At 73.9% G+C, this 15,349-nt stretch carries 18 protein-coding genes; 11 read left to right on the top strand and 7 right to left on the bottom strand.

Annotated elements, in window-relative coordinates; translation table 11 throughout:
• Nucleotides 1–11 precede the first annotated feature (11 nt).
• Both PV350_RS25390 and PV350_RS25385 read left to right on the top strand, forming a co-directional pair.
• Entirely contained in the window at nucleotides 12–1,259 is a 1,248-nt protein-coding gene (locus PV350_RS25390) for a sensor histidine kinase (RefSeq protein WP_499513776.1), read from the top strand.
• Complete coding sequence (locus PV350_RS25385; RefSeq protein ID WP_499513777.1) at nucleotides 1,189–1,797, top strand: response regulator; 609 nt, start codon at nucleotides 1,189–1,191, stop codon at nucleotides 1,795–1,797. The genes PV350_RS25390 and PV350_RS25385 overlap by 71 nt, the downstream gene beginning before the upstream one ends.
• 199 nt (nucleotides 1,798–1,996) lie before the next feature.
• On the opposite strand, the gene PV350_RS25380 is transcribed toward PV350_RS25385, so the two are convergent.
• Nucleotides 1,997–2,821 carry a transglutaminase-like and tetratricopeptide repeat-containing protein gene (locus PV350_RS25380; protein WP_500336266.1) on the bottom strand — a complete coding sequence of 275 codons (825 nt, stop codon included), beginning with the start codon at nucleotides 2,819–2,821 and terminating at the stop codon, nucleotides 1,997–1,999.
• Between the two features lie 10 nt (nucleotides 2,822–2,831).
• Nucleotides 2,832–3,857 carry a GNAT family N-acetyltransferase gene (locus PV350_RS25375; RefSeq protein ID WP_499516932.1) on the bottom strand — a complete coding sequence of 342 codons (1,026 nt, stop codon included), beginning with the start codon at nucleotides 3,855–3,857 and terminating at the stop codon, nucleotides 2,832–2,834.
• Nucleotides 3,858–3,970: 113 nt separating this feature from the next.
• Here PV350_RS25375 and fdxA point away from each other — a divergent pair, with 113 nt between their 5' ends.
• Nucleotides 3,971–4,291, top strand: coding sequence for a ferredoxin (gene fdxA / locus PV350_RS25370; protein ID WP_018561461.1), 321 nt, complete (start codon nucleotides 3,971–3,973; stop codon nucleotides 4,289–4,291).
• Between the two features lie 94 nt (nucleotides 4,292–4,385).
• Nucleotides 4,386–5,498: a succinyldiaminopimelate transaminase gene (gene dapC, locus PV350_RS25365; protein ID WP_499513779.1), complete on the top strand. Its 1,113-nt coding sequence runs from the start codon at nucleotides 4,386–4,388 to the stop codon at nucleotides 5,496–5,498.
• 79 nt (nucleotides 5,499–5,577) lie between these two features.
• Here dapC and PV350_RS25360 read toward each other — a convergent pair whose 3' ends face one another.
• Together PV350_RS25360 and PV350_RS25355 are read right to left on the bottom strand one after the other, a co-directional pair.
• Nucleotides 5,578–5,991: an ATP-binding protein gene (locus PV350_RS25360; protein WP_499513780.1), complete on the bottom strand. Its 414-nt coding sequence runs from the start codon at nucleotides 5,989–5,991 to the stop codon at nucleotides 5,578–5,580.
• Between the two features lie 285 nt (nucleotides 5,992–6,276).
• Nucleotides 6,277–7,278 carry a VldE C-terminal domain-containing protein gene (locus PV350_RS25355; protein ID WP_499513781.1) on the bottom strand — a complete coding sequence of 334 codons (1,002 nt, stop codon included), beginning with the start codon at nucleotides 7,276–7,278 and terminating at the stop codon, nucleotides 6,277–6,279.
• 64 nt (nucleotides 7,279–7,342) lie between these two features.
• On the opposite strand from PV350_RS25355, the gene dapE reads away from it, so the two are divergent.
• Complete coding sequence (dapE, locus tag PV350_RS25350) at nucleotides 7,343–8,410, top strand: succinyl-diaminopimelate desuccinylase (protein WP_499513782.1); 1,068 nt, start codon at nucleotides 7,343–7,345, stop codon at nucleotides 8,408–8,410.
• 81 nt (nucleotides 8,411–8,491) lie between these two features.
• The gene (locus tag PV350_RS25345; protein WP_499513783.1) at nucleotides 8,492–9,289 is read left to right on the top strand and encodes an LOG family protein; all 798 of its coding nucleotides are present in this window, start codon (nucleotides 8,492–8,494) and stop codon (nucleotides 9,287–9,289) included.
• A gap of 10 nt (nucleotides 9,290–9,299) precedes the next feature.
• Here the strand turns inward: PV350_RS25345 and folP are convergent, their stop codons facing one another.
• On the bottom strand, nucleotides 9,300–10,160 hold the full coding sequence (gene folP, locus PV350_RS25340) for a dihydropteroate synthase (protein WP_499513784.1): 861 nt from the start codon (nucleotides 10,158–10,160) through the stop codon (nucleotides 9,300–9,302).
• A 123-nt stretch (nucleotides 10,161–10,283) separates the two neighbouring features.
• Here folP and PV350_RS25335 point away from each other — a divergent pair, with 123 nt between their 5' ends.
• Together PV350_RS25335 and PV350_RS25330 are read left to right on the top strand one after the other, a co-directional pair.
• Complete coding sequence (locus PV350_RS25335) at nucleotides 10,284–10,664, top strand: cell division protein DivIVA (protein ID WP_499513785.1); 381 nt, start codon at nucleotides 10,284–10,286, stop codon at nucleotides 10,662–10,664.
• Entirely contained in the window at nucleotides 10,661–11,251 is a 591-nt protein-coding gene (locus PV350_RS25330) for a DNA-3-methyladenine glycosylase I (protein WP_500336263.1), read from the top strand. Before PV350_RS25335 ends, PV350_RS25330 begins: the two co-directional genes overlap by 4 nt.
• Nucleotides 11,252–11,288: 37 nt before the next feature.
• Here PV350_RS25330 and chcB read toward each other — a convergent pair whose 3' ends face one another.
• On the bottom strand, nucleotides 11,289–12,080 hold the full coding sequence (gene chcB / locus PV350_RS25325) for a 2-cyclohexenylcarbonyl CoA isomerase (RefSeq protein WP_499516933.1): 792 nt from the start codon (nucleotides 12,078–12,080) through the stop codon (nucleotides 11,289–11,291).
• Between the two features lie 262 nt (nucleotides 12,081–12,342).
• On the opposite strand from chcB, the gene PV350_RS25320 reads away from it, so the two are divergent.
• Nucleotides 12,343–12,510: a DUF3117 domain-containing protein gene (locus tag PV350_RS25320; RefSeq protein WP_018561471.1), complete on the top strand. Its 168-nt coding sequence runs from the start codon at nucleotides 12,343–12,345 to the stop codon at nucleotides 12,508–12,510.
• A 109-nt stretch (nucleotides 12,511–12,619) separates the two neighbouring features.
• Here the strand turns inward: PV350_RS25320 and PV350_RS25315 are convergent, their stop codons facing one another.
• Entirely contained in the window at nucleotides 12,620–13,285 is a 666-nt protein-coding gene (locus PV350_RS25315; RefSeq protein WP_499516934.1) for an O-methyltransferase, read from the bottom strand.
• 136 nt (nucleotides 13,286–13,421) lie between these two features.
• On the opposite strand from PV350_RS25315, the gene sigE reads away from it, so the two are divergent.
• Nucleotides 13,422–14,198 carry an RNA polymerase sigma factor SigE gene (gene sigE / locus PV350_RS25310; RefSeq protein ID WP_499513787.1) on the top strand — a complete coding sequence of 259 codons (777 nt, stop codon included), beginning with the start codon at nucleotides 13,422–13,424 and terminating at the stop codon, nucleotides 14,196–14,198.
• Nucleotides 14,195–15,160, top strand: coding sequence for an anti-sigma factor family protein (locus PV350_RS25305; RefSeq protein ID WP_500336262.1), 966 nt, complete (start codon nucleotides 14,195–14,197; stop codon nucleotides 15,158–15,160). Before sigE ends, PV350_RS25305 begins: the two co-directional genes overlap by 4 nt.
• Nucleotides 15,161–15,349 lie beyond the last annotated feature (189 nt).

The following is a 15,349-nucleotide window of genomic DNA, read 5'->3' as shown; positions in this document are numbered from 1 at the left end:
GGAGAACGATCGTGGCCGCCGGAACGCCACAGCAGCGGGAGGCCGCCGAGCCCCGGGACGCCCCGGCCATCGGCCGGGCCCCGGAGAACCGCCGTCAGGCCGTGGTCAAGCTGGTCTGGGTGGCCATGTGGATGCTCTACCTGGGCGCCCCGGTCAGCGACCTCGCCGAGGGCGGGCACGGCCTCACCGCGACCGTGCTCGGCTGGCTCGGGCTCGCCGCCTTCGTCGCCGCCTACCTGGGCATCGTCTTCCTGCGGACCAACGCGGAACACCAGCCGCGCTGGGTGTACGGGCAGCTCCTGCTGCTCGGCGGGCTGGGCCTGCTGATGACGTTCACCCTGGGCGACGCCTTCCTCGTGCTGTTCGTCTACCTGGCCGTCGGCTGCGGGGCGGTGCTGCCCGGCCGGCAGGCGCGCTGGGCGATCCCGCTGGTGACCGCGGTGCTCGCGGCCGTCGCCGGGCTCACCGGGGCGAACGAGGCCACGGTGGTCTCGCTGCTCGTGCCGTGCCTGCTCGGCGGCTACGCCATGACCGGGGTGCGCCAGCTGGTGCGCACCACCCGCGAACTGCGCGAGGCCCGGGCGGCGGTGGCCCAGCTGGCCGCCACGGAGGAACGCCTGCGGCTCGCCCGCGACCTGCACGACCTGCTCGGCCACTCGCTGTCGCTGATCACCCTCAAGAGCGAACTGGCCGGACGCATGCTGCCCGGCCGCCCCGAGGACGCCGCCGCGCAGGTCGCCGACATCGAGCGGGTCAGCCGGCAGGCCCTCGTGGACGTCAGGGAGGCCGTCAGCGGCTACCGCAGGCCCACCCTCGCCGCCGAGCTCGCCGGCGCCCGCGAGGCCCTGCAGGCCGCCGGTGTCCGCGCCGAGCTGCCCGCCACCGTGGCCGCCCCGCTCACCCCGGAGGCCGAGGGTGCGCTGGCCTGGGCCCTGCGCGAGGCCGTCACCAACGTCGTACGGCACAGCGGCGCCTCCCGCTGCGTGGTGACCGTCGCCGAGGACGACGGCACGGTGGCGCTCACCGTCGCCGACGACGGCCGCGGCCCGGGCCCCGGCGGCTCACGACGCGGCAACGGCCTGACCGGCCTGGAGGAGCGCCTGCTGCTCGCCGGTGGCCGCCTGGAGACCGCCGCGGACGGCGGCTTCACCCTCCACGCCGTGGTCCCGGCCGACTACGCTCACGGCCATGATCCGGGTGCTGCTGGCGGAGGACCAGTCGATGGTGCGCGAGGCCCTGGCCGCGCTGCTGGGGCTTGAGGAGGACATCGAGGTGGTCGCGCAGGTCGCGCGCGGCGAGGACGTCGTCGGGGCGGCCCGCGACGCCGGGGCGCAGGTCGCCCTCCTCGACATCGAGATGCCCGGGGCGATGACCGGCCTCGACGCGGCCGCCGTGGTGCGGGCGGAACTGCCCGGGGTCCGCGTCGTCATCGTCACCACCTTCGGCCGGCCCGGGTACCTGCGCCGGGCCATGGAGGCGGGCGCCGACGCGTTCCTGGTCAAGGACGCGCCCGCGGGGCAACTCGCGGAGGCGGTGCGCAGGGTGCTGCGCGGGGAGAAGGTGATCGACCCCGCGCTCGCCGCCGCCGCGCTCTCGGAGGGGGCCGACCCCCTCACCCCGCGCGAGCGCGACGTCCTGCGCGCGGCGGCCGACGGTTCCCTCAACGCGGACATCGCCCGCCGCCTCCACCTCTCCGAGGGGACCGTCCGCAACTACCTCTCCACCGCGATCCAGAAGACCGCCGCGCGCAACCGCGCCGAAGCGGTCCGCATCGCCCTCGAACGCGGCTGGCTCTAGCCGCCCGCCGCCCCGGGGGGATGGTGGGAAGTTCCCGTGCGGGGTGCGGGAAGTCGTTCCTCTCCCAGCCGCCAGGCTGGGGAGAAACCCGAGGCACTGCACAGGCGCGGCGCCGTCGTGGGTTGTGCCCACCCGTTCCGCCTCGCGGCGGACCGCCTGCCCACGACCCGCCTGCGAGCCCGCATCCCTCCCCGGGTGGTCAGTTGAGGAGCGCGCGGGCGGCCCGCGCCTGCCGCCGCATCGCCGTCGCGGCGGAGGGCTCCGACTCGGCGAGCACGTCCGCGTACGCCTCCATCTCCGCGGCGCCCCGCGCGAAGTCCCCCTTCCGCACCAGGAGCTGGGCGTGTTCGAGGCGCAGCCGTGCCGGATGGTGGGGCAGCAGCAGCGCCAGTTCGACCGCCCACAGCTGCGTCGTCAGGTGCTCCGGCCGTGCCGAGGCCCACGCGCGGATGTTGTTGAGCACCCGCAGCACGATGTCCAGCGGATCCGCGGGCTCCAGCATCGCCGGGGAGGGCGCGGCCCCCGTCGCGCCCGCCACCAGCAGGCGCACGTCCTCCTCCCCGAGCCGCCGGCCGCCGTTGAAGGGGTCGGCCAGCACGAAGACGCCCGCGGGGTCGCCGAAGCCCACGACGAAGTGCCCGGGGAGGGCGACGCCGTGGACCGGGCCGCTGGCGCGCCGGACGACCTCCATCCAGACCACCGACAGCAGGATCGGCAGCCCGCGCCGTCGTTGCAGCACCTCGTGCAGCAGCGAGGACTCCAGCCGCTGGTAGTCGGCCGGGGAGCCGCCGAACCCGCAGCGGCCGGCGAGCAGTTCGGCGGCGGCGTCGGCCCACTCGGCGGGGCCGGTGAGACCGTACGGCAGGAGCCCGGCCAGACGGTCGAGTTCCATCTGCGCCGCGTCCGTCCCGGCCTCGTCGAGGGACGGGTCGGCCTCGGCCCCGATGAGCAGGCACAGGTCCGCGAGGTCGGGGCGCACCTCGCGGGCGGCCTCGGCGAAGCGCTGCCTGGTGGAGTCGTCCATACCGGGGTTCTCACCCTTCCGCGGACAGCGGGCCGCGCCGGTAGTGGTACGCGTGGTGGGTGGTGAAGCCCATCCGGTCGTAGAGGGCGCGCGCGCCCTCGTTGTCGGTCTCGACCTGCAGGTACGCGCCGGAGGCGCCCTCGTCCAGGGCCTTGCGGGCGAGCGCGGCCATCACGGCCAGGGCCAGTCCGCGCCGCCGGTGGGAGGGGGCCACCTCGACGGCGCCGAAGGAGGCGAAGCGGCCGTCGACGACGCAGCGGCCGATCGCCGCGGGCCCGGCGTCGGCGGGGTCGCCGTCCCCCGGCACCGTGGCGAACCACACCGAGGGGCCGCCGGTGAGCACCTTCAGCGCCGCGTCGCCGAGGTCACCCGTGCGGTGGTAGCGGGCGAGCCACGCCGCGTCGGCCTCGCGGGACAGGCGTACGGCCTCGGTGCCGGGCAGGTCCGCGATCGGCGCCAGGGCGGCCGTGCGCAGCAGGGCGTGGCCCTCCGCCGTCCAGCCGAGGCCGCCCAGCGCCTGCGCCAGCGTCTCGTCGGAGTCCTCGCCGCCGGTGGTGACCTGCACGTACGCCGGCAGGCCGCGGTCGCCGTACCAGCGGGCGATCCGCGCGGCGGCCTCCGTCAGCGGGACACCCGGATCGCCCAGCGGCAGCACGGAGTTCGCGCGCCGGGTGAAGCCGCCCGCCGCCCGCAGCGTCCACGCGCCCAGCCGGGCGGCCTCCTGCGCGGGCCAGCAGCGGGAGGCCGACTCCTGCAGTTCCCTGGCCGTCGCGCGGGGCGCACGGGCACCGCGGCGCGCCGGTGCGTCGGGCACGATCTTGCCCGCGACCAGGGACGATTCCGTGATGCGGACGGTCTCCCCGTCCCGACGGGTGACAACAAGCACCCCTTCGTTCCACGATGTGAGAATCCCGACGGCGTCGGCGAACACCGGCCGCCCCTCGACGATCTCCGCGACCCTTCGAACCGAAACGCGTTTGCCCACGTCAGAAGGGGTTATGCGTACCTCGAGCCGGCCTCCGGCGGTGAAATCCATGCTCATGACCGCCCCTCCTGTTCGTCTGCTGCCCAAGAACGGAGATACTAGGGGCGGGCATCGACGACGCCGCGCTCCCGCGCGAGACAGCCCTACCGAGGAGGAACGACAGCGTGACCTACGTCATCGCGCAGCCTTGTGTCGACGTCAAGGACAAGGCGTGCATCGAGGAGTGCCCGGTCGACTGCATCTACGAGGGCCAGAGGTCCTTGTACATCCACCCGGACGAATGCGTCGACTGCGGAGCCTGTGAGCCGGTCTGCCCGGTGGAGGCCATCTTCTACGAGGACGACACCCCGGAGGAGTGGAAGGACTACTACAAGGCGAACGTCGAGTTCTTCGACGAGCTCGGCTCGCCCGGTGGTGCCTCCAAGCTCGGGCTGATCGAGCGCGACCACCCCTTCATCGCCGCCCTGCCGCCGCAGGGCGAGTGACCCGACCGTTGCGGGCGGTCCCGTACGGCACACCGCCGTACGGGACCGCCGTGTTTCAGGTAGTGGCAGGCCGCGTGCCTGCGAGGAACGGAAAGTGAGCACCGCCGTGGCGCAGCCAGTCTCGTCCAGACTCCCCGTCTTCCCCTGGGACCGGCTCGAACCGTACAAGGCCACGGCCGCCGCCCATCCCGGCGGCATCGTCGACCTGTCGGTCGGCACCCCGGTCGACCCGGTCCCGCACGTCGTGCAGCGGGCCCTGGCCGGGGCCGCGGACAGCCCCGGGTACCCGACCGTGTGGGGGACGCCCGAGCTGCGCGCCGCCATCACCGGCTGGGCCGGCCGCCGGCTGGGCGCCGGCGGCCTGACCGACGCGCACGTGCTGCCGGTCGTCGGCTCCAAGGAACTGGTCGCCTGGCTGCCGACCCAACTGGGTCTCGGCGCGGGCGACAAGGTGGCGTACCCGCGGCTGGCCTACCCGACCTACGAGGTCGGGGCGCGGCTGGCGGGCGCCGAGGCGGTCGTCTACGACGAACCGACCGAGCCCGACCCGGCCGGGCTGCGGCTGCTGTGGCTCAACAGCCCCTCCAACCCCACCGGTCGCGTGCTGTCCAAGGACGAGCTGACCCGTGCCGTCGCCTGGGCGCGCGAGCACGGCGTGCTGGTGTTCAGCGACGAGTGCTACCTGGAGCTGGGCTGGGACGCCGACCCGGTCTCGGTCCTGCACCCGGACGTCTGCGGCGGCTCCTACGAGGGCATCGTGGCCGTCCACTCGCTGTCCAAGCGCTCCAACCTGGCCGGCTACCGCTCCGCGTTCCTCCTGGGCGACCCGGCCGTGCTCGGCGAGCTGCTGCAGATCCGCAAGCACGGCGGCATGATGACGCCCGCCCCGGTGCAGGCCGCCACGGTCGCGGCGCTCGGGGACGACGCCCACGTGGCCCGGCAGCGCGAGCGCTACGCGCGGCGGCGGGCGTCCCTGCGGGAGGCCTTCGAGGCGGCCGGCTTCCGCATCGAGCACAGCGAGGCGAGCCTGTACCTGTGGGCGACGCGTGACGAGTCCTGCTGGGACACCGTCGCGGACCTGTCCAAGCACGGCATCCTCGTGGCGCCCGGCGACTTCTACGGCGCGGCGGGGGAGCGGTACGTGCGGATCGCCTTCACGGCCACCGACGAGCGGGTGGCGGCGGCGGTGCGCCGGCTGTCCTCCTGAGCCGCGGGCGGCCACGACGCCGGCGCAAAGGGCCCGGGAAGCACCGCTCCCCGGGCCCTTTCGGTGCGGCTGTGGGGGGTCAGCCGCCGATGGGGAGCCCCTGGAGGGGCAGCCGGCCGGTGGAGGGGAGGCCGCCCGGCAGCCCGGAGCCCTTGGCGGTCTTCCCGAGCTCCTGGGCGGTGCCGCCGACGGTCTTGGCGGTCTGCGTCGCGGCGCCCTTGAAGGCGGGCTGGGCGCCCTTGGCGAGGTCGCTGACGGTGTCGGTCGTCGCGGGCAGCGCCTCCTGCACGGTCTTCACGGCGCCGGACTGCTTGGCCACGCCGTTCACGGTGCCGGTGAGCTCGGGGGTCTTGTCCACGTTGGTCAGCCCACCCAGGTCGCCGACCTGCGGCAGCGCGGCGGCGGACGCGGCACCGGCACCGATGAGAGGAGCCGCGGCCGCGCCGACCAGCAGGGCAGCCCGGGCGATCCGACGCGCGAGGGGGAGAGACATGGTGCTCCTTTTACGGAGAGACGACGGTTTCGACGTGACATGTCCGCGGGGCGGACGTCGTGACTACCGCGTGAAGGGGGCCGAAGGTTGCGGCCGCCAAGAGTAAAGAATTGGTAATGCGAAAGGATTCCCGGGGCGGTAAAGCGGAGCAATTCGGACGGAGCCGGAAGTGCCGCGGAAACGTCACAGCCCTTGATCAGGAGCTTTTTTCGCACCCCCGAACGAGGGGATTCGCATCTGATGGTTTTGGCGTATGAATCACCCGCCTGGGGGTGAATACCCGCACTATTGCGCGACGGTGATCCTGACGTCGCCCCCGGCCCCGTGCGCGGCGTCGGAATTCGATGCCGTCCAGCCCCGGTCGGAGGCCTTGGCCGACCACTCGCGGTTCCCGAAGGACACCTTCTCCACCTTCAGTTCATGGGCGTGCGCCACCGCCCACTGGGCCAGCTCCCAGCCCCGCCGGCCCTCGTCGCCGCGCGCCTCGTTCCCCGCCGGGGCCGACGGCACGGCCACCGTACGCCGCGCCGGACCCCCGCCCCGCGCACCGTTCTTGGCGTCCCGCGCGGCCTCGCCGTCCGGGTCCGCGGGCGTCTCGGTGGTGCGCGGCGCCACGTCGGCCCCGAACTCCCGCACCAGCCGCTCCCGCACCTTCGCCGGGTCGCCCCCGGAGACCGCCCGCGCGGCCAGGGGGGTGACGCAGGTGAGCGCCCCCGCGTGCCGGCCGGTCAGCGCGCCGGACAGCAGCGCGGCGTCCGCCTCGTGCTTGGCGTACGCCTGCGGGAAGCCGCTCTTCTGCACTTTCTGCGCGGCCACCGTGAGGGGCAGCCGGGAATAGCCGTGGATCTTCACCAGGCCGTCGAAGAATTCGTTGGAGGCGTAGACCGGGTCCATGATCTGCGCGGCCGTGCCCCAGCCCTGCGAAGGGCGCTGCTGGAACAGGCCCACCGAGTCGCGGTCCCCGTGGTCGAGATTGCGCAGCGCCGACTCCTGCATGGACGTGGCCAGCGCTATCGTCACCGCCCGCTCCGGCAGCCCGCGCGAGGTCGCCACCGCGGCGATCGTCGAGGCGTTCGCCGCCTGCTGGGGCTCCAGGGTCAGGCTGCCGGCCTGCGTGGTGACCGTGCAGGCCGGATGGCGCGGACCGCCGCCGAGGCCGGCCAGGTGGTACGCGGAGTAGCCCGCGACCCCCAGCAGGACCAGTCCTGCGGTGATCAGACGGGCTGCGCGCCCCCGCCTGCGGGGGGCGCTTGCGGCGGGTGTCGAGGTCGACGGTGGCTTCGGCACGCGCACACCGTACCGAAGCCCGCTGTGCCGGTGGCCCCGTCAGGCCCCCGGTAGGGTCGGCGGCATGGAACGGCCCGTGCTCGATCTCAGTCAGGACGCCGCCGCCGTGACGGCGCAGCTCGTCGACATCCCCTCCGTCAGCCTCGCCGAGAAGCCGCTGGCGGACGCCGTGGAGAGCGCCCTGCGCGCCCTGCCCCACCTCACGGTGGACCGGGACGGGGACGCCGTCGTCGCCCGCACACGGCTCGGCCGGGCCGAGCGCGTCGTACTCGCCGGTCATCTGGACACCGTGCCGATCGCCGCGAACGTGCCCTCCCGCCTCGACGAGGACGGCGTCCTGTGGGGCTGCGGCACCTCCGACATGAAGTCCGGGGTCGCCGTCCAGCTGCGGCTCGCCGCGACCCTCACCGAGCCCAACCGCGACCTGACCTTCGTCTTCTACGACGCCGAGGAGATCGCGGCGGAGCACAACGGCCTCAAGCGGCTCGCCGAGAACCACCCGCAGTGGCTCGCCGGCGACTTCGCCGTCCTGCTGGAGCCCACCGACGCAAAGGTCGAGGGCGGCTGCCAGGGCACCTTGAGGTTCCGGGTGGAGACCACCGGCCGCCGCGCCCACTCCGCGCGCAGCTGGCTGGGCGAGAACGCCATCCACAAGGCCGCGCCCGTGCTGGCCCGGCTCGCCGCCTACGAGCCGCGGCAGGCGGTCGTCGACGGCCTCACCTACCGCGAGGGCCTCAACGCCGTCATGATCGAGGGCGGTCACGCCGGGAACGTGATCCCCGACTCCTGCGCGGTGATCGTCAACTTCCGCTTCGCCCCCGACCGTTCCGAGGCCGAGGCGTTCGCCCACGTCCGCGAGGTCTTCGAGGGGTACGAGGTGCGGCTGACCGACAGCGCCCCCGGCGCCCTGCCGGGCCTGTCGCACCCGGCGGCGGCCGCCTTCGTCGAGGCCATCGGCACCGAGCCCGCGCCCAAGGAGGCCTGGACCGACGTGGCCCGCTTCTCCGCGCTGGGCGTCCCGGCCGTGAACTACGGCCCCGGCGACCCCCGGCTCGCCCACACCCGCGAGGAGCACGTCGCCGTCGCCGCCGTCCTGGAGGCGGAGGAGAAGCTGCGCGCCTGGCTGTCGTAACGAGCAATTCAGCGGCGCGTTCTTGATCCGCCCGGCGGACGCGGTCGTACCCTGACCGGACGGCAGCGAAAGGAGCGCGACATGGACAGTGACGCGGAGGAGGCGTCCGCCGCCGAGACAGCCGCGGCGGAGGGCAGCAGCCCCACGGGGCGCGGCTGGCCCGAGCGCCACACCGGTCCCGTCGTACGGCGCCGGGGCCAGGTGCAGAAGTCCACGACAGACCAGCGGTTGCTGGACACCCGCGGACCCTCGGACTGGGTGCACGGCGACCCGTGGCGCGTGATGCGCATCCAGTCGGAGTTCGTCGAGGGCTTCGGCGCGCTCGCCGAACTCGGCAGGGCGGTCAGCGTCTTCGGTTCCGCCCGTATGGCGGAGGGCTCGGCCGATTACGAGACCGGCGTCCGCATCGGCCGCGCCCTGGCCGAGGCGGGCTTCGCCGTCATCACCGGCGGCGGCCCCGGTGCCATGGAGGCGGCCAACCGGGGTGCCTGCGAGGCCGGCGGGGTCTCGGTGGGCCTGGGCATCGAGCTCCCCTTCGAGCAGGGGCTCAACCCCTACGTCGACATCGGCGTGAACTTCCGCTACTTCTTCGTCCGCAAGACGATGTTCGTGAAGTACGCCTCCGGGTTCATCGTCCTGCCGGGCGGCTTCGGCACCCTCGACGAGCTCTTCGAGGCCCTCACGCTGGTCCAGACCCGCAAGGTCACGCAGTTCCCCATCGTCCTGTTCGGCTCCGCATACTGGCGCGGCCTGGTCGACTGGGTCCGCAACACCGTCGTGGACGGCGGCAAGGCGTCCCCGGTCGACCTGGAACTCCTCCACGTCACGGACGACGTCGACGAGGCGGTCGCCCTGGTGACCAAGGAGACCGGCGACTGAACCGCGGGCCCTACGCCAGCCCCCGCCGGGCGACCGCCGGGGGCCGGTGTCCCGCGATCGAGGCCACCATGTCCAGCACCTGACGGGTCTCGGCGACCTCGTGCACCCGGTACACCCGGGCGCCGAGCCACGCCGAGACGGCGGTCGTCGCCAGGGTGCCGATCAGCCGCTCCTTGACGGGGCGGTCCAGGGTCTCGCCCACGAAGTCCTTGTTGGACAGCGAGACCAGCACCGGCCAGCCGGTGGCCGTCATCTCCGGCAGCCGCCGGGTCGCCTCCAGCGAGTGCCGGGTGTTCTTCCCGAAGTCGTGGCCGGGGTCGATGAGGATGGCGTCCCGCCGCACCCCGAGCGCGGCCGCCCGCTCCGCGAGGCCCACCGTCACCTTCAGGATGTCGGCCATCACGTCCTCGTAGCCGACCCGGTGCGGCCGGGTGCGCGGCAGCGCGCCGCCCGCGTGGGTGCAGACCAGGCCGACGCCGTGCTTCGCGGCGACCTCGGCGAGCCGGGGGTCGACGCCGCCCCAGGCGTCGTTGAGCAGGTCCGCGCCGGCCTCGCAGACCGCCTCGCCGACCTCGTGGCGCCAGGTGTCGACGCTGATCACCACGTCGGGGTGGCGCCGGCGCACCTCGGCGACGAAACCGGCGGTCCTGCGGATCTCCTCCTGCGCCGAGACCTCCTCGCCGGGGCCCGCCTTCACCCCGCCGACGTCGATGATCGCGGCACCCTCCGCGACCGCGCGCCCGACGCGTTCGAGGGCCGGTGCGTCGGTGAACGTGGCGCCCTGGTCGTAGAACGAGTCCGGCGTCCGGTTCACGATCGCCATGATCACGGGCTCGTGCTCGCCGAATTCCCGTGTGCCCAGCCGCAGCATGTCGCGCCTGCCTCCCTCGAAATGTCGTACGCCGATCGAAGATAGTCGCCGACCGCACACCGCGCGCACGGCGCGACGTGGCACGATCGTGGCGTACACGTCGGGCCGACCCCGGGAGAGGTCTTGTTCTGGTTCATGCTCATCGCGTTGGTCGCGGTGGTCGCCGCGGTCGCCCTCGCGGTGCTCGGCGACGGCGGGGTGCTCCGTGACGTGGAGCCGGACCGGGTGGAGGACCGGCTGCCGCCGCAGCGGCCGGTGGGCCGCGCGGACGTCGAGCGGCTGCGCCTGCCGGTGACCGTGCGCGGTTACCGCATGGTGGACGTCGACGACGTGCTGGAGCGCCTCGGCGCGGAACTGGCCCAGCGCGACGCCCACATCGCCGACCTGGAGGCCGCGCTGGCCGGCGCCCACGCCACCCGGCTCGGCGGCCACTCGCTGCTCAAGGACGCCGACGAGGCCCCGCGGGCCCCCGAGGACCCGCGGGCCCCCGGGAGCGGGCTGTGAGCGACGGCGGCGTGGTCACCGGGCCGGACGGCCTGGCCCGCTGCCCGTGGGGGCTGTCCACCGACGACTACGTCGAGTACCACGACGCCGAGTGGGGGCGCCCGGTGCACGGCGAGGCGGCCCTCTTCGAGCGGCTGTGCCTGGAGGCCTTCCAGTCGGGCCTGTCCTGGATCACGATCCTGCGCCGCCGCGAGGGCTTCCGGAAGGCCTTCGCCGGCTTCTCCCCGGAGGCGGTCGCCGCCTTCACCGACGACGACCGGGAGCGGCTCCTCGCCGACACCGGCATCATCCGCAACCGCGCCAAGATCGACGCCTCCATCGGCAACGCGCAGGCCACCCTGGCGCTGCGCGAGGCCCACGAGGGCGGTCTGGACGCCCTGGTCTGGTCGTACGCGCCGGACCCCGCCGGACGCCCGGCACCCCGCACGGTCGCGGACGTGCCGGCCGTCACGGCGGAGTCCACCGCGCTGGCCAAGGACCTCAAGAAGCGCGGCTTCCGCTTCGTCGGCCCCACCACGGCCTACGCGCTGATGCAGGCCTGCGGCCTGGTGGACGACCACCTGGCCGACTGCTGCGCCCGCCGCTGAGCGTCCCGGCCGTCCCGGCCGCCCCGCCTGCCGCGGCTCAGCGGCCGAGGAAGCGGGGCTTGTCCTTCTTCAGGAACGCGTCGACGGCGATCCGGTGGTCCTCGGAGGCGCCGGCGGCCGTCTGCAGCTCGTCCTCCCTGACCAGGGTGTCGACCAGCGAGTGCCCCTCGCCGTACGCCAGGGAGGCCTTCACCGCCGCGTAGGCGACCGTCGGGCCCTCGGCGAGCGTGCGGGCGACCGAGGCGGCCTCGGCGGCCAGCTCGCCGGCCGGGACCAGGCGGTTGGCGACGCCCAGCTCGAAGGCCTCCTGCGCGCTGATCGTGCGCGGGAAGAGCAGCAGGTCGGCGGCGCGGCTGCGGCCCACCAGCCGGGGCAGCGTCCAGGAGGCCCCGGAGTCGGCGGTCAGGGCGACGCCGACGAAGGAGGTGTTGAAGGCGGCGGTGTCGGCGACCACGCGGTAGTCGCAGGCGAAGGCGAAGCCGGCGCCCGCGCCCGCGGCGACCCCGTTGACCCCGGCGACGACGGGCTTGGGCATGGTGGCGATCGCGGTGACGATCGGGTTGTAGTGCTCGCGCACCGTGGACATGGCCGGCCCGCCGCCCTCCTGCTGGAGGAACGCGACGTGCTCCTTGAGGTCCTGGCCGACGCAGAAGGCCTTGCCGTTCGCGGTCAGCAGCACGGCCCGCACCGCGGGGTCGGCGCCCGCCGCCTCCAGTGCGTCCCGCAGGGCGACCTTGGTCTCCACGTTCAGCGAGTTCATCGCCTCGGGGCGGTTCAGGGTGATGGTGGCGAGCCCGTCACTCACCTCGTACAGCACGGTGTCGGCCATGTGGTCCCCTTCGTCGCGGCTCACGTTCGGGGCCAGCATGCCGGAGATCGCCGGGCACGGACATGTGACCCCCATCAAACGCGGCCGAGAGTGCGATCACCGAAATGGACGGTTTTGCGGGACCGGGTTCTCGAACGGATGGGAACCGATGTTGGTCATCAGGTCACCCGATGCGGGATAATGGCCGAGAACCAATGTGTTCGAGTCCGGTGGCGCCTGGGCCACCGCGTGCGAAGAGCTGGTTTCAGGAAGGGGAACGAGCATGGCGGCCATGAAGCCGCGGACGGGTGATGGCCCGCTCGAGGTGACCAAGGAGGGGCGGAGCATCATCATGCGCGTTCCGCTCGAGGGCGGCGGACGGCTTGTCGTCGAGCTGACTCCGGACGAGGCGGATGCACTCGGCGAGGCTTTGAAGAAGGCCATCGCCTGACAACCGGCCAATCCAAGCCTTGGGCCCCTGGCGGCATGCGCCGGGGGCCCACTTGTTTGTCCGTTTGCGCGCCGCTCCGGAAACAGGTGCATTCCGGGCGGGGAAATTGTCAGCCGCGCCGTACCGCGCAGAGCAGGCCGTCGTCGGTCGGCAGCAGGACGGGGGCGAGGGCCGCGTTGTCCCGTACCGTCCGCATCAGTTCGCGCAGCCGGATGACCTCCGGCTCGGAGTGGGCGGCGTCCATGGACCGGCCCTGCGCGAAGGCCCCCTCGAAGCAGACCAGCCCCCCGGGGCGCAGCAGGCGCAACGATTCGCCCAGGTAGTCCGGGTACTCCAGCCGGTCCCCGTCGCAGAACACCAGGTCGTAGCCGCCGTCGGCGAGCCGGGGGAGGACGTCCAGCGCCCGGCCGGGGATGAAGCGGGCGCGGTTCCCCGCGAACCCCGCCTCCCGGTAGGCGGTGCGGGCGTGCTGCTGGCGGTCGGGTTCGGTGTCGACGGTGGTCAGCACGCCGTCGGGGCGCATGCCCTGCAGCAGGTGGATGCCGGAGACCCCGGTGCCGGTGCCGATCTCCACCACCGCCTTGGCGTCCGTGGCGGCGGCCAGCAGTCGCAGTGCCGCGCCGGTGCCGGGGGAGACGGGGCGCACGCCTGCCTCACGAGCTCGCCCGCGGGCTCGTATCAGCGCGTCGTCCTCGGCGACGAAAGCGTCCGCGAACGCCCAGCTCGCCTGCCGGTTGCCGGTAATTGCCCTCTCCTGTCCGCCTGACGGTTGCAGCCCGCCTGGCGACTGTATCCGTTGCGGTCGGGAACCCGCAGATGGGACCGCTCGTTGGTACCTGCGACGGACCTGAACGTCAGGGGCCGGGAGCGATGCGCCCGGCACTTATCCGGAGCTAACGGGCGAGGTGGCTATGGTAGGGGCTCTACTGGACACCACCAGAGCCGACAGGGGAGGTGCGGCTGCGGCGGGTCACCGGGGAGTGCTGTCGCGCTTCCGCAGGTCGGCCGGCGAGCCGAAATCCGTGACCGATACAGCTGACGACCGTCCGCGCAACGACGAGTCCGTGACTGTGGCCGCCAACGCGACCTTCGCCACCGACGGGGACAACCAGGCGTGGACCCCCCCTTCGTGGGAGGAGATCGTCAGTACGCACAGTGCCCGGGTCTACCGCCTGGCGTACCGTCTCACCGGCAACCAGCACGACGCCGAGGACCTCACCCAGGAGGTCTTCGTCCGCGTCTTCCGCTCGCTGTCGACGTACACCCCCGGCACCTTCGAGGGCTGGCTGCACCGCATCACCACCAACCTCTTCCTCGACATGGTCCGCCGCCGTCAGCGCATCCGCTTCGACGCCCTGGGCGACGACGCCGCGGAGCGGCTGCCGAGCCGCGAGCCGTCCCCGGCGCAGCACTTCGCCGACACCCACTTCGACGCGGACATCCAGCAGGCGCTGGACACCCTCGCCCCGGAGTTCCGCGCGGCCGTCGTGCTCTGTGACATCGAGGGCCTGTCGTACGAGGAGATCGCCGCGACGCTCGGCGTGAAGCTGGGCACCGTGCGCAGCCGTATCCACCGCGGTCGTTCGCACCTGCGCAAGGCGCTGGAGCACCGTGCGCCGGCCGCCCGTCCGGGCCGCGCGCCCGTCCTGGCCACCGGCCGGCCGGCCCTGGAGGGCGGGAGCACGTGAGCAGCGGTGTCAGCCGGCATCTCACGTGTGCCGACCAGCACTTGGGCGACCATCTCGCCGCCTTCGTCGACGGCGAGCTGCACGACGACGCCCGCGACCGGGTGCTCGCGCACCTGGCGACCTGCCCCGACTGCAAGGCCGCTGCCGACGAGCAGCGCCGGATGAAGGACGTGGTCGCCGCCTCGGCGCCGCCCGCCCTCTCCGCAGGCCTGCTCGCCCGCCTCCAGGAGCTGCCCGGGGGTGACGGGGACGGCGGAAGAGGGCCCTTCGGGGACGGCGGACTGATGGAGACGGCCAGCCTCGGCGGTGAGCGCCTCGGCGGCGGTCTGTTCGGGAAGGCGCGCGAGGAGTTCTCGCTGCCCCTGTCCGCGTCCGCGTCGCGCGGCTTCCGGATCCACGAGGGCGGCCGCTCCGGCGCGGCGGTCGCGCCCGTCGGCCCCGCTTCGTCCGCCGCAGCGGCCCGCGGCCGGCGCCGCTTCGCCTTCGCCGCGGCGGGCGCGGTCTCCATGGCGGCCATCGCGCTCGGCGGCGCCCTGCCGCTGGACGCCGCGGTCGACGGAGCCGGCGGCACCCCGCTCTCCCGCAGCGGCCCGGGCGCCCCCGCGACGCCGTTCAGCGGTGCGACCGCCCGCGCGGCCGCCGACGTGTGGAGCACGGCCACCAGCGACCTGCTGCACCCCGACTCCCGCGGCATGCATCCGTACGGCGCCGACGCGGACGGCTGGGTGCCCGCCGGCACCGTCACCCGGCCGCTGGGTCTGTCCAGCGACGACGGGTCGGTCACCGGCTCGACCGCATCCGCGGTCCCCGGGGTCACCCCGGCACCCGCCCTGGCCCCGCGGGCGACCGCGAGTCCCTCCGCTTCGCCCGCATCGTCGAGCGGCGCCACGGCCTCGCCGGCCGTGCCCGTCCCGTTCGACTCGGTCGTCCCTCTGGTCGGCCACTTCCCCGTGACCCGCTGAGCGGTCGGCTGCGGGCGGCGCCGACTCCTGGTTCAATCCAGGGAGGACTGGTCGTCGTAGGGGAGCACCGTGGACGAGGGGAAGGCCGAAGGGCCGAAGTGGTGGAGCCGGCCGGAGACGGTCGCGCCGGTTCCCCCTGAGCCACGGGACCGGCCCGCCCCGGACACGGTCCCCGACGCACCCGCCGGG

The sequence above is a fragment of the Streptomyces sp. PA03-6a genome, from assembly GCF_033792765.1.
GTDB lineage: Bacteria > Actinomycetota > Actinomycetes > Streptomycetales > Streptomycetaceae > Actinacidiphila.
This window is presented reverse-complemented; position numbering and strand designations above follow the sequence as displayed.

Excerpts from the sequence above, each read along its gene's own strand:
- PV350_RS25375 (WP_499516932.1), bottom strand. The coding sequence starts at position 3,857 with ATGGATTTCACCGCCGGAGGCCGGCTCGAGGTACGCATAACCCCTTCT.
- PV350_RS25320 (WP_018561471.1), top strand. The coding sequence starts at position 12,343 with ATGGCGGCCATGAAGCCGCGGACGGGTGATGGCCCGCTCGAGGTGACC.
- PV350_RS25380 (WP_500336266.1), bottom strand. The coding sequence starts at position 2,821 with ATGGACGACTCCACCAGGCAGCGCTTCGCCGAGGCCGCCCGCGAGGTG.
- sigE (WP_499513787.1), top strand. The coding sequence starts at position 13,422 with ATGGTAGGGGCTCTACTGGACACCACCAGAGCCGACAGGGGAGGTGCG.
- PV350_RS25385 (WP_499513777.1), top strand. The coding sequence starts at position 1,189 with ATGATCCGGGTGCTGCTGGCGGAGGACCAGTCGATGGTGCGCGAGGCC.
- folP (WP_499513784.1), bottom strand. The coding sequence starts at position 10,160 with ATGCTGCGGCTGGGCACACGGGAATTCGGCGAGCACGAGCCCGTGATC.
- PV350_RS25360 (WP_499513780.1), bottom strand. The coding sequence starts at position 5,991 with ATGTCTCTCCCCCTCGCGCGTCGGATCGCCCGGGCTGCCCTGCTGGTC.
- PV350_RS25345 (WP_499513783.1), top strand. The coding sequence starts at position 8,492 with ATGGACAGTGACGCGGAGGAGGCGTCCGCCGCCGAGACAGCCGCGGCG.
- chcB (WP_499516933.1), bottom strand. The coding sequence starts at position 12,080 with ATGGCCGACACCGTGCTGTACGAGGTGAGTGACGGGCTCGCCACCATC.
- dapE (WP_499513782.1), top strand. The coding sequence starts at position 7,343 with ATGGAACGGCCCGTGCTCGATCTCAGTCAGGACGCCGCCGCCGTGACG.